11 protein-coding genes are annotated in these 11,764 nt (G+C 63.3%); 9 read left to right on the top strand and 2 right to left on the bottom strand.

All coding sequences use genetic code 11. The features are described 5' to 3' along the window. The first annotated feature begins 6 nt into the window (after positions 1-6). The 5 genes from ACYVHK_RS18435 (at position 7) to ACYVHK_RS18415 (ending at position 4,641) form a co-directional block, all read left to right on the top strand. Positions 7-738 carry a cell division protein FtsQ/DivIB gene (locus ACYVHK_RS18435; protein WP_460535098.1) on the top strand — a complete coding sequence of 244 codons (732 nt, stop codon included), beginning with the start codon at positions 7-9 and terminating at the stop codon, positions 736-738. A gap of 60 nt (positions 739-798) precedes the next feature. Then, positions 799-2,037, top strand: a complete 1,239-nt coding sequence (gene ftsA / locus ACYVHK_RS18430) for a cell division protein FtsA (protein WP_460535096.1) — start codon at positions 799-801, stop codon at positions 2,035-2,037. Positions 2,038-2,127: 90 nt separating this feature from the next. Further along, positions 2,128-3,309 carry a cell division protein FtsZ gene (ftsZ, locus tag ACYVHK_RS18425; protein WP_460535094.1) on the top strand — a complete coding sequence of 394 codons (1,182 nt, stop codon included), beginning with the start codon at positions 2,128-2,130 and terminating at the stop codon, positions 3,307-3,309. A 231-nt stretch (positions 3,310-3,540) separates the two neighbouring features. Continuing rightward, positions 3,541-4,455: a UDP-3-O-acyl-N-acetylglucosamine deacetylase gene (gene lpxC / locus ACYVHK_RS18420; protein ID WP_460535445.1), complete on the top strand. Its 915-nt coding sequence runs from the start codon at positions 3,541-3,543 to the stop codon at positions 4,453-4,455. Between the two features lie 3 nt (positions 4,456-4,458). Then, complete coding sequence (locus ACYVHK_RS18415; RefSeq protein ID WP_460535092.1) at positions 4,459-4,641, top strand: hypothetical protein; 183 nt, start codon at positions 4,459-4,461, stop codon at positions 4,639-4,641. A 6-nt stretch (positions 4,642-4,647) separates the two neighbouring features. On the opposite strand, the gene ACYVHK_RS18410 is transcribed toward ACYVHK_RS18415, so the two are convergent. Then, the gene (locus ACYVHK_RS18410) at positions 4,648-5,556 is read right to left on the bottom strand and encodes a LysR family transcriptional regulator (RefSeq protein ID WP_460535089.1); all 909 of its coding nucleotides are present in this window, start codon (positions 5,554-5,556) and stop codon (positions 4,648-4,650) included. A gap of 110 nt (positions 5,557-5,666) precedes the next feature. Here ACYVHK_RS18410 and ACYVHK_RS18405 point away from each other — a divergent pair, with 110 nt between their 5' ends. Beyond that, positions 5,667-8,612 carry a sensor domain-containing protein gene (locus ACYVHK_RS18405; RefSeq protein WP_460535087.1) on the top strand — a complete coding sequence of 982 codons (2,946 nt, stop codon included), beginning with the start codon at positions 5,667-5,669 and terminating at the stop codon, positions 8,610-8,612. A gap of 4 nt (positions 8,613-8,616) precedes the next feature. Here ACYVHK_RS18405 and ACYVHK_RS18400 read toward each other — a convergent pair whose 3' ends face one another. Then, on the bottom strand, positions 8,617-8,892 hold the full coding sequence (locus ACYVHK_RS18400) for an accessory factor UbiK family protein (protein ID WP_460535084.1): 276 nt from the start codon (positions 8,890-8,892) through the stop codon (positions 8,617-8,619). A gap of 239 nt (positions 8,893-9,131) precedes the next feature. On the opposite strand from ACYVHK_RS18400, the gene glnK reads away from it, so the two are divergent. The 3 genes from glnK (at position 9,132) to purE (ending at position 11,763) form a co-directional block, all read left to right on the top strand. Beyond that, on the top strand, positions 9,132-9,470 hold the full coding sequence (glnK, locus tag ACYVHK_RS18395; protein ID WP_331985104.1) for a P-II family nitrogen regulator: 339 nt from the start codon (positions 9,132-9,134) through the stop codon (positions 9,468-9,470). Between the two features lie 22 nt (positions 9,471-9,492). Further along, the gene (locus tag ACYVHK_RS18390; protein WP_460535079.1) at positions 9,493-11,025 is read left to right on the top strand and encodes an ammonium transporter; all 1,533 of its coding nucleotides are present in this window, start codon (positions 9,493-9,495) and stop codon (positions 11,023-11,025) included. 249 nt (positions 11,026-11,274) lie between these two features. Then, positions 11,275-11,763 carry a 5-(carboxyamino)imidazole ribonucleotide mutase gene (purE, locus tag ACYVHK_RS18385; RefSeq protein WP_460535076.1) on the top strand — a complete coding sequence of 163 codons (489 nt, stop codon included), beginning with the start codon at positions 11,275-11,277 and terminating at the stop codon, positions 11,761-11,763. The last annotated feature ends 1 nt before the right edge of the window (position 11,764 follow it).

The raw sequence follows: 11,764 nt of genomic DNA, 5'->3' as shown, positions 1-11,764 counted from the left end.
AGGAGCGTGTGGGACAAGCCGCAAGCCTTGAACTGGCTCGCCAACCTGCTGATCGGGTTGGCTGTGCTCATGTTCCTGTACGCGGCCCTTTTGCTGGTGGTGCATTCGCCGCTGTTCCCGGTCCGGCAGATCAAGGTCGAGGGCAGCCTGGCACACGTCACCCGCGAGCAGTTGCAGTACATCGTGAAGAACGAACTCAAGGGTACGTTCTTCACGCTGGATTTGAACCGCACCCGTTCAGCCTTCGAAAAGCTGCCCTGGGTGCGACAGGTCAGCCTGCGGCGACGCTGGCCCGACCGGCTCGACGTAACCATCGAGGAACATGTCGCACTGGCCCGCTGGGGCACGGTCGGCCTGGTCAATACGCTGGGTGAGCGTTTCGATGCTGCCAGCAACGATCCCTTGCCGGTGCTGGAAGGCCCGGACGGCAGCGAATCGGAACTGGCGCGCGGCTACGTGACCTTCCGCGACCGCCTGGCCAGCGTGAACCGCAAGCCCAGCCATGTATGGCTGTCGGCACGGCGGGCCTGGCGGTTGGAGCTGGACCATGTGCTGACCGTAGAGGTCGGCCGGGAAGATGTGGAAGCACGGCTGGACAAGTTCATCAAGGCCTACCCCAATACCCTGGCGGTGTTGAAGCGGCCGGTGAGCTATGTGGATTTGCGGTACCCGAACGGATTTTCGGTGCGCTTGCCGGCAGGTGCGGCAGCCCCCAAGGCGGCAGAGAAAGCCGTCTGAAATTAAGCGCAGCGCCCCGTGGCGCAGCGCATTGAGCTAAGCAGTCTGGAGAAACACACGGTGAACAAACCGAACACAACGAAGAACCTGCTGGTCGGCCTGGATATCGGCACCTCGAAGATCGTGGCGCTGGTGGCCGAGGTGCTGCCCGATGGCCGCATGGACATCATCGGCCTCGGTCAGTCACCTTCCAAGGGCCTGAAAAAAGGCGTGGTGGTGAACATCGAGTCCACCGTCGGTGCCATCCAACGGGCGCTTGAAGAAGCCGAACTGATGGCTGACTGCAAGATCCGCGAAGTGCTGACCGGCATCGCGGGCAGCCACATCCGCAGCTTCAACTCGCACGGCATGGTGGCGATCAAGGACAAGGAAGTCACCCAGGCCGACGTGGACCGGGTGATCGAGACCGCACGCGCCGTCAATATTCCGACCGAGCACCAGATCCTGCACATCCTGACCCAGGAATTCATCATCGATGGCCAGGAAGACGTCAAGGAACCGCTGGGCATGAGCGGTGTGCGCCTGGAGGTGAAGGTCCATATCGTCACCGGCGCCATCTCGGCCGCCCAGAACATCACCAAGTGCGTGCGTCGCTGCGGCCTGGAAATGAACGACCTGATCCTGCAACCGCTGGCCTCGGCCATGTCGGTGCTGTCCGAGGATGAGAAGGAGCTCGGTGTCTGCCTGATCGACATCGGTGGCGGTACGACCGATATCGCGGTGTTCTGCGACGGCGCCATCCGCCACACCGCGGTGATCCCGATCGCCGGCGACCAGATCACCAACGATATTGCGATGGCCCTGCGCACGCCGACCAAGGAAGCCGAGGACATCAAGCGCGCGCACGGCATCGCCCTGCGCCAGCTCGCCGATCCGCAGCAGAGCATCGAAGTCCCCGGTGTGGGCGAGCGCGGTCCGCGCCAGCTCAACCGCCAGACACTGGCCGAAGTGATCGAGCCACGGGTGGAGGAGCTGTACAGCCTGGTTCAGGCCGAGCTGCGCCGCTCCGGCTTCGAGGAACGGCTGTCGAGCGGCATCGTGATTACCGGTGGTTCGGCCCAGATGCAGGGCATGGTCGAACTCGGCGAAGAAGTATTCCATCTTCCGGTGCGCTTGGGTGTACCCAAGTACGTCGGCGGGTTGGCTGAAGTTGTGAAGAACCCACGTTTCTCCACGGCGGTAGGCCTGCTCTTGCTGGGCAAGCAACAAGCCCAGCGCAATGGTTTGAAGACGATGCAGGGTGCCAGCCTTGGCAGCCTGATCGAACGTATGAAGACGTGGTTTCAAGGCAATTTCTAGGAGCCTCGCCCCGCCTTGCCGGTTGTCCGGCAGGGCCAGGTGACGCAGATTTTCGATTTTTGAGTTAGTTCGGGCAAAGAGGAGAGAGCAATGCCTATTTCGTTTCTGGAAGCAGCGCAGGACATCGTTCCGGTCGCCAGAATCAAGGTGATCGGCGTAGGTGGTTGCGGCGGTAACGCCGTGGACCACATGATCGATGCCGGCGTGACCGGTGTGGAATTCATCTGTGCCAACACCGATGCACAGGCCCTGAAGCGCAACCGCGCTGACAACGTCGTACAGCTGGGCGGTACCCTGACCAAAGGTCTGGGCGCCGGCGCCAATCCCGAGGTGGGCCGTGCTGCCGCCGAGGAAGACCGTGCCCGTATCTCCGAGATGATCGAAGGCGCGGACATGATCTTCATCACCGCCGGCATGGGTGGTGGTACCGGTACCGGTGCCGCGCCCATCGTGGCCGAGATCGCCCGTGAAAAAGGCATCCTGACCGTCGGCGTGGTAACGCGTCCCTTCGCCTTCGAAGGCAAGCGCCAGAAAGCGGCGCAAGCCGGTATCGACGAGCTGCAGAAGTATGTGGACTCGCTGATCATCATCCCGAATGAGCGCCTAATGCAGGTGCTGGGCGACGATGTCTCGTTCAAGGACGCCTTCAAGGCAGCCGACGACGTGCTCAAGGGTGCCGTGGCCGGCATCGCTGAAATCATCAACGTCCCCGGCCTCGTCAACGTCGACTTTGCCGACGTGAAGGCCGTCATGACCGAGATGGGCATGGCCATGATGGGTTCCGCGCTGGCCGAAGGCATGGATCGCGCCCGCGTCGCTGCCGAAGCCGCTGTCGCCAGCCCGCTGCTGGAAGACATCAGCCTCAACGGCGCCCGTGGCGTGCTGGTGAACATCACCGCCGACTACAGCCTGAAGATGCGCGAAGTCCATGAAGTCATGGACACCGTCAAGGCCTACACCGCCGAAGACGCCCGTATCATCTTCGGTACCGCCTTCGATGAAAACATGGGCGACAAGATCCGCGTGACCCTCGTGGCCACCGGTCTGGGCGGCCGTGAATCCAAGAAGGTGCCGAACCTGCACGTGGTGCAACGCACCGGTACCGACGATATGCCGGCCGCCGTGGACTACGAGCAGTTCGACCAGCCGGCCGTGTTCCGCAGCCGCAACCGGGCCGGTTCGGTCGGTGCAGCGGTGGAATCGCCACGCGGTACCGTGTTCGCCGGTGGCGACATGGATATCCCGGCCTTCCTGCGCAAGCAGGCGGACTAAGCGCGCCGCATCGCGGCGGACACCCGCTTTCCGGCCTGATCGGCAGCACCGTATATCGGTTACGGTGCTGCCGATCAGACCGGGATGGCGGCCTGTTTGCTACGATGAGGACGCGTGGGCGGCATGGGCCGTATCGACCCCTAATGCCGTCATAGCAAGGTTCAATCGAGACCGCTTTTGCGATATGGCAAAATCGGGGCCTGACTGTCCCTGAAGGTACTGCTGTCCATGATCTACCAACGCACCTTGAAAGAGCCGATCCGCGCGGTCGGTGTGGGCCTGCACTCTGGCGAAAAGGTCGAACTGACCCTGTCGCCGGCTGCAGTCGACACCGGCATCGTGTTCCGGCGTGCTGACCTGCCCGGACAGCCCAGCTTCAAGGTCGGACCGGAGCTGGTCAACGACACCCGACTCTCTTCCACATTGGTCAAAGACAATGTGCGGGTGGCGACCATCGAGCACCTGATGTCAGCCTTCGCAGGCCTCGGCATCGACAATGTGCTAGTGGATGTGACCGCCTCCGAAATGCCCATCATGGACGGCAGTGCCGCGCCCTTCCTCTACCTGCTGCAGCAGGCGGGGGTGAAGGAACAGAAGCCGGCCAAGAAGCGCTACGTGCGCGTACTGAAGCCGGTCGAAGCGGTCGAAGGCGACAAATGGGTACGCCTGAGTCCGCACGAAGGCTACAAGGTCAGCCTGACCATCGAATTCAAGCACCCCGCCTTCCAGAAGGCGGCGCAGACGGTGGAGCTCGACTTCGCCGAGACCTCCTATATCAAGGAAGTGGCCCGCGCCCGTACCTTCGGCTTCATGCATGAGGTCGAGTACATGCGCACCAACAACCTGGGTCAGGGCGGCAGCATGGAGAACGCCATCGTGCTCGACGAGTACAAGGTGCTGAACCAGGGCGGCCTGCGTTTCGAGGACGAGTTCGTCCGCCACAAAGTGCTCGACGCCATCGGCGACCTCTACATCCTGGGCTACCCGCTGATCGCCTCGTTCGAGGGATACAAGTCCGGCCACGCCATGAACAACAAGCTGCTGCGCGCACTGCTGGCCGACCCGGACGCCTGGGAATACGCCTGCTTCAACTCCGCCGACGACGCACCCGCCGCTTTCCACCGCTACACCCCGGCCAGCATCTAGCCCATGTTCGCCGTGTTGCGGCTCCTGTTTGTACTGCTGGTGGTGCTATGGGGAATCTGCCTGTGGCAGGAGCGACGCAGCGGCGATCCCTTCTGGCGGCGAGCCCGCCGCTGGGTACAGATGACTGGCCTGCTGGTCATCATGATCATCACCATCGGACTATTCATCGAACGGCTTGCCGGCTGAGACAAATCAGCGTGCGTGGGCGCGGCTGTGCTCACGCGCCACGATCAGGAAATTCTGGGTCGCCTCGGACAGCCCCGAGCCTCGCCGCCAAGCGATGCCGATCTCGAGCTTGGGCATCTCCTCCAGGATATTGCGCACCTCAAGCCTGTCTCCATCCAGCGACCAGGGGCGGTACAGCAGGTCCGGCAGGATGGACAGCCCCGCACCCGTGGCCACCAGCGAGCGTACCGCCTCGACCGACTCGGTCCGTAATGCCATGCGCGGCTTGAGTCCGGCTGCCCGCCACCAGGCCCGGGTGTTTTCTTCCAGCTCATCGACCTTGAGCATGATCAGGGATTCGTCGCTGATCTCGGCCAGGGAAATGCTCCCTAGTTCACGCAGCGGATGATTGGCCGGCAGCCATAGCCGCCAGGGTGCCTCGATCAGGGTCTCGGCTTCCAGCGCCTGCTTGTTCTCGATATTGGAGACCATCATCAGTGCCACATCGAGCTCGCCATTGACTAACAGGTGCTCGAGGTAGTCGCGCCTGTCCTCCACCACCTGGATGTCGACCTTGGGAAACACCCGCCGATAGCGGTCCAGCAGATAGGGCAGGAAATAACCCGTCATCAGCGGCGTCACGCCGACGTTCAGCGTACCGACCATGGTGTCGGGCCGGGCTGACAAGGCTTGTTGCGCGTTGCGTACCGCCGACAGTATCTGGTGCGCATGGCGCAGGAACTGATGACCGGCATGGGTCAGCACCATGCCACGGGCATGGCGCTGGAACAGCGTCGCACCGAGCTCCGCCTCCAGTGACTTGATGGCCTCGGTCACCACCGATTGCGAAATATTCAGCGACTGCGTCGCACCGGTAACGGACTCGGCTTCGGCAACGGCGATGAAATAGCGAATGCTCTTGAGCGACAGGCTCATGGACGGCGGGATTCGGCAGTGGAGACGCAGCACTCTAGCACAGCGCCCCGAGCGCTATCCCCTCCGGAGTTGGGCAGCCAGGCCCACACCGCCCTATAACGTTATTCAGGATGGCAAAGGCACACGGTGACCATCTGCAAAGCAGCCCGCAGGAGGCAGGGATGGAGGATCCGGCGTTTTTCAGGCGCCTGGTGGAAGAGGCGGCGGACGGCGTCTGGATTATCGATGCCGACAGCCGGACGACCTATATGAACCCCCGCATGGCCAACATGCTGGGCGGCGACGTTGAAACCTTGCAGGGCGCGCCCATGTGGCAGTTCATGGACGAGGCAGCCCAGGCGACAGCCGCACGTAATGTCGACCGGCGCCGAGACGGCGTGCGTGAAACCCACGAGTTCGAATTCCGCCGGCTGGACGGCAGTCATTTCTGGGCCGAAGTGTCCGCATCGCCCCTGTTCGACGGTAAGGGCAATTATCTCGGCGCGTTTGCCTACGTCCTGGATATCAGCCAGCGCAAGGCGACCGAGCAGGCCCTGGCCGAGAGCGAACGGGCCTACCGTGAAGTGTTCGATCGCGGCAATGCGGTCAAGCTGATGCTCGACCCGGCGAGCGGCAAGGTGGTCGCCGCCAACGCGGCGGCACGCGACTACTATGGCTACGACGCGGCCGAGTTCGAAGCGCTGACCATCCACGATATCAACACCCTGTCCGAAGCTGAGGTCCGGGCCGAAATGGCCAGTGCCACGCGCGAGGAACGCCTTTACTTCATCTTCCGCCATCGCCTCAAGAGCGGGGAGGTACGGGATGTGGAAGTCCACGCCACGCCCATTACCGTCGGCGGGCACACACTGATCCACTCCATCGTGCACGATATCGGCCGCCAGACCGAGGCCGAAAGACGGTTGCGATTCACCCTGTATACGGTCGAGCAGGCACATATCGCCATTGCCTGGGTCAACCCCGACGGCACGCTGCGCGATCTCAACGCCTATGCGACCCGCACGCTGCAATACCCGCGCGAAGAACTGGCCGGCCGCCGCATCTGGGAGTTCGATACCCAGATCAGCGCTGCCGAGTGGCCCACGCTGTGGACCTCCGTCAAGGAAGCCGGCGCCCGAAGCTTCCGGGCCGAAGTGCGCAACCGCAGCGGCCAGTCGATTCCGATCGAAGTCTATGCCACCCACCTCGCCTTCGAAGGTGAGGAGTGCATCGTCGCCTACTCGCGCGATATCGCCGAGCAAGTCCGTAGCGAACGACTGCTGGCGTTGCAAAATGACGTACTGGCCTCGATCACCGCAGCCCATCCGCTCAAGCAGATCATGCATTTGCTGGCGACCAGGGTGGAGATGCTGGCGCCGGACACACTCTGCTCCATCCTGCTGCTGGACGGCCAACGGGTACGGCACGGCGCCGCACCCAGCCTGCCCGCCAGCTTCGTGGCGGCCATCGATGGCGCGCCCATTGGCCCCAGGGCCGGCTCCTGCGGTACGGCAGCCTTTCTCAACCAGGCGGTGGAAGTCAGCGATATCGCAACCGATCCGCTCTGGGACGACTACCGTCAGCTCGCGCTGCCCCATGGCCTGCGCGCCTGCTGGTCCAGCCCTATCCGTGCCAGCGATGGCTCGGTATTGGGAACCTTCGCCATCTATTTCCGGGAACAACGCCATCCTGGCGACTACCACCGCCGCATCGTCGAGGCCTGTACCGACCTTGCCGGTATCGCCATCGAACATCGCCGCGCAGAAGACCGCATCCATACCCTGGCGTTCTACGATGCCTTGACCGGCCTGCCCAACCGCTCCCTGCTCGAAGACCGGGCCGAACTGGCCATCGCCCATGCGCAACGCAACAACCAGCCGCTCGCCCTGCTGTTCACCGACCTGGACCGCTTCAAGACCATCAACGACTCCCTGGGCCATGCGGTCGGCGACCGGCTGCTGCAGGCCGTGGCGCACCGGCTGGAAGCAGCGGTACGGGACGCCGATACGGTCTGCCGGCTGGGTGGCGACGAATTCGTGCTGCTACTGCCGGAGTGCGATGCCGTGGGCGCCGCCGCCGTGGCCGACAAGCTGATCGCCGCCGCGGCCGACAATGTCGACGTGGATGGCATCAGCCTCAATGGCTCAGCCAGCATCGGCATCGCCCTCTATCCGCAGGATGGCCCGAGCTACGATGCTCTGCTCAAGCATGCCGATGCCGCGATGTACCGCGCCAAGGAGTTGGGCCGCAACACCTACTGCTTCTATCGGCACGACATGAACGAAGACGCGGCGGAGCGGCTGGACGTGGAGAACGCGCTACGGCTGGCCCTGAGCCGGCACGAGCTGCGGCTGCACTACCAGCCCCAGATCGGCATCGCCGCGCTCGATCTCTACGGCCTCGAGGCCTTGGTCCGCTGGCAGCACCCCGACTGGGGCCTGGTGTCGCCCGCCCGCTTCATCCCCGTTGCGGAGGAAAGCGGCCTGATCGATCCTATCGGCCGCTGGGTGCTCGACGAAGCCTGTCGGCAAATGGCCGCCTGGCAGCGCGCAGGCATTGCCCCACCGCGGATCTCGGTCAATATGTCCGCCCGCCAGTTCCGTCACGACGACATACCGGCCATGGTGGCGACCATGCTGGATCAGTACGGGCTGACCGCAACCCAGCTGACGCTGGAGATCACCGAAAGCCTGATGATGGTGCGCGATGACACCACCTTGCAGGCCTTGCAGCAGCTGGATGCCATGGGCGTGACATTGGCAGTGGATGACTTCGGTACCGGTTATTCCAGCCTGGGCTACCTGAAGCGCTTCCCGGTGGGGGAGCTGAAACTGGATCAGAGCTTCGTACGGGATCTGGATACCGACGCGGATGATCGTTCTCTGGCCAGCGCGGTGGTCGGCATCGGCCAGAGCCTGCGTCTGACGGTAGTCGCGGAAGGCGTGGAAACCGCCAGCCAACTGGCCTTCCTGCGCGAGCAGGGTTGCGACGTGGCCCAGGGTTACTACTTCGCCCGTCCCATGTCGGCAGAAGCCATGGACAGCTGGCTGCTGGGCCGGATCATCCGGCCCGGATAAGTACTCAGAAATCGTCCTGCGGATTGTCGGCCGCGACCGGTTCGCCCTTGGCCTGGCCTTCGAGCGCCGCAATGCGGGCTTCCAGTGCAGTCAGGGTCTCGCGCGTCTTCGCCAATACGGCTTGCTGCACCTCGAACTCCTCGCGCGTCACCAGATCCAGCTTGGCAAAAGCCGCTGACAGGACGGCCCGCACGTTCTTCTCGATGTCGCGGGCCGGTCCGGCCGCCAGTACATCGGACAGCTTTCCACTGACTTCATCGAACAGACGTTGCGCAAGCATGGTGATTCCTCGGTTATCTCAATCAGGTCTCCAGTCTAGCAAATCTGCGCCGCCCCGAGCGGCCGCACCATCGGCGCGCCATGACTGGAACAGCCGCACCAAAACAGTGCAAATTCGCGATTGCACCTAGGGAAATCCAGTACAAGCACTTGATTTGGCTGGCTATATTTTCTTGGCACGACCCATGCTAATCACCACCCACCGAGTAGTTTCCTGGTTAAACACCTCAAGGAGCGAAGATGAAGTTCGTTAGCGCCATCATCAAGCCGTTCAAGCTTGACGAGGTACGGGAAGCACTGTCCGCCATCGGCGTGCAGGGCGTCACCGTTACCGAAGTCAAAGGCTTCGGCCGTCAGAAAGGCCACACCGAGCTGTATCGCGGTGCGGAGTACGTGGTCGACTTCCTGCCCAAGGTCAAACTCGAAATCGCCGTCAAGGACGACATGGTCGAGCAAGTGATCGAGGCCATCGAGAAGGCGGCCAATACCGGCAAGATCGGTGACGGCAAGGTATTCGTCTTCGATCTTGAACAAGTCATCCGTATCCGTACCGGCGAGACCGGCGCGGACGCGCTGTAAGCCCGCCCAGGGAGAACAGAACATGAAAAAACTGCTTACTGCACTGGCATTGGCCGGCGCCATGAGCTTCGGCGCCGTCTGGGCCGAAGACGCCCCGGCAGCCGCACCTGCCGCTACCGCCGCTCCCGCGGCCGAAGCACCTGCTGCGGCACCGGCCGCCGAACCCGCCAAGCCGGTGGAAGCCGCTGCCGCCCCGGCAGCCGAACCTGCTGCCCCCGTCGCCGCACCGGCACCGGTCGTGAACAAGGGCGACAATGCCTGGCTGTTCGTCGCCACCGCCTTCGTGATCCTGATGTCGATTCCTGGCCTCGCCCTGTTCTACGGCGGCCTGGTACGCGGCAAGAACATGCTCAGCGTGCTGATGCAGGTCTTCGTCGTGTTCTGCCTGATCTCGGTCCTGTGGGTTATCTACGGCTACAGCATTGCCTTTACCGACGGCGGCGGCCTCAACGCCTTCTACGGTGGCTTGAGCAAGCTGTTCCTGAAGGGTGTGACGCCGGATTCCGTCGCCGCTACCTGGTCCAAGGGCGTGGTGATCTCGGAACTGATCTATGTCGTGTTCCAGGGTGCCTTCGCCGCCATCACCTGCGGCCTGATCCTCGGCGCCTTCGCCGAACGTGCCAAGTTCGCCGCGGTGCTGGCCTTCGTGGTGATCTGGTTCACCTTCAGCTACCTGCCGATGGCACACATGGTCTGGTACTGGGTCGGCCCTGACGCCTACACCGACGCCAAGGCGGCCGAAGCGGCCACCGCCGCTGCGGGCTGGCTGTTCGCCAAGGGCGCGCTGGACTTCGCTGGCGGCACCGTGGTGCACATTAACGCTGCCGTTGCCGGCCTGGTGGGTGCCTACTTCGTCGGCAAGCGCATCGGCTACGGCAAGGAAGCCATGACCCCGCACAGCCTGACCATGACCATGATCGGCGCTTCGCTGCTGTGGTTCGGCTGGTTCGGTTTCAACGCCGGCTCCGCGCTGGAAGCCAACGGCATCGCCGCCCTGGCCTTCATCAACACCTGGGTTGCCACCGCACTGGCCGCACTGGCCTGGATGGGCGTGGAATGGATCTGGAAGGGCAAGCCCTCCATGCTGGGCGCCGCCTCCGGTGCCGTTGCCGGCCTGGTTGCCATCACCCCGGCCTGCGGTTTCGTCGGTGTCGGCGGTGCCATGGCCATCGGCGTACTGGCTGGTGTGGTCTGCCTGTGGGGCGTGCATGGCCTGAAGAAACTGCTGGGTGCCGATGACGCACTGGACGTGTTCGGTGTGCACGGCGTAGGCGGTATCCTCGGCGCCATCCTGACCGGCGTATTCGCAGACCCAGCCCTCGGCGGCACCGGTGTCTGGGACTACGTGACCAACAAGGTGGCCGATGGTTACTCGATCGGCGGCCAGGTCTGGATCCAGACCCAGGGCGTGCTGACCACCATCGTCGTCTCCGCCGTCGTCTCCATCGTCGCGTTCAAGCTGGTTGATCTGGTGATCGGTCTGCGCGTACCGGAAGACGAAGAGCGCGAAGGCCTGGATGTGACCAGCCACGGCGAAAAGGCCTACAACCTGTAAGCCTGCATCAGGTAGTAAGGCGGCCCGTTGGGGAACGGGCCGTTGCAGTAAGTTGGGGAAGTACGAGGAGCAAGACAAACGGCCCGCCATCTGGCGGGCCGTTTCCATTGCGGGGCCTGCCAGCGGGCCGGCCCTCGTCACTGACCGGGTGAGTAAGGGGATGCACAGGTGCAGCGCCGGTTCATCATCGTGTTTTGGCGTAAAGCCGATTTTCTGTAGAATCCGCTTTTTGAAACAGGGGATTACCCGATGATTCAAGTCGGCCTCGTGATGGGCAGCAACTCTGACTGGGAAGTCATGCAACATGCTGCCCGCCAGCTCAAAGCCTTCGGCATCCAGTTCGAGGCGCGCGTCGTCTCTGCCCACCGCACACCGGACCTGCTGTATGAATACGCAGCCAGCGCCGAGACGCGCGGTCTGAAGGCGATCATCGCCGGTGCCGGTGGCGCTGCCCACCTGCCGGGCATGCTGGCCGCCAAGACCACCGTTCCGGTGCTTGGCGTACCCGTACCTTCCAAATACCTGCGCGGCGAAGACTCGCTGCTGTCCATCGTGCAGATGCCCAAGGGCATTCCGGTCGCCACCTTCGCCATCGGCGAAGCGGGCGCCGCCAATGCCGGCCTGTTCGCCGTGGCCCTGCTGGCCAACGAGATCCCTGCGCTGCGCAAGAAGCTCAACGCCTTCCGCGAAGAGCAGAAGAACACCGTGCTGGCCATGACCCTGCCGGATGTCGAGTAAG

This window comes from Chitinimonas naiadis, from assembly GCF_054780835.1.
The sequence above is the reverse complement of the archived record's forward strand: the minus strand, read 5'-3'. Positions and strand labels throughout refer to the sequence as shown.

Excerpts from the sequence above, each read along its gene's own strand:
- ftsZ (WP_460535094.1), top strand. The coding sequence starts at position 2,128 with ATGCCTATTTCGTTTCTGGAAGCAGCGCAGGACATCGTTCCGGTCGCC.
- ACYVHK_RS18415 (WP_460535092.1), top strand. The coding sequence starts at position 4,459 with ATGTTCGCCGTGTTGCGGCTCCTGTTTGTACTGCTGGTGGTGCTATGG.
- ACYVHK_RS18410 (WP_460535089.1), bottom strand. The coding sequence starts at position 5,556 with ATGAGCCTGTCGCTCAAGAGCATTCGCTATTTCATCGCCGTTGCCGAA.
- ACYVHK_RS18405 (WP_460535087.1), top strand. The coding sequence starts at position 5,667 with ATGGCAAAGGCACACGGTGACCATCTGCAAAGCAGCCCGCAGGAGGCA.
- ACYVHK_RS18400 (WP_460535084.1), bottom strand. The coding sequence starts at position 8,892 with ATGCTTGCGCAACGTCTGTTCGATGAAGTCAGTGGAAAGCTGTCCGAT.
- glnK (WP_331985104.1), top strand. The coding sequence starts at position 9,132 with ATGAAGTTCGTTAGCGCCATCATCAAGCCGTTCAAGCTTGACGAGGTA.
- ACYVHK_RS18390 (WP_460535079.1), top strand. The coding sequence starts at position 9,493 with ATGAAAAAACTGCTTACTGCACTGGCATTGGCCGGCGCCATGAGCTTC.
- purE (WP_460535076.1), top strand. The coding sequence starts at position 11,275 with ATGATTCAAGTCGGCCTCGTGATGGGCAGCAACTCTGACTGGGAAGTC.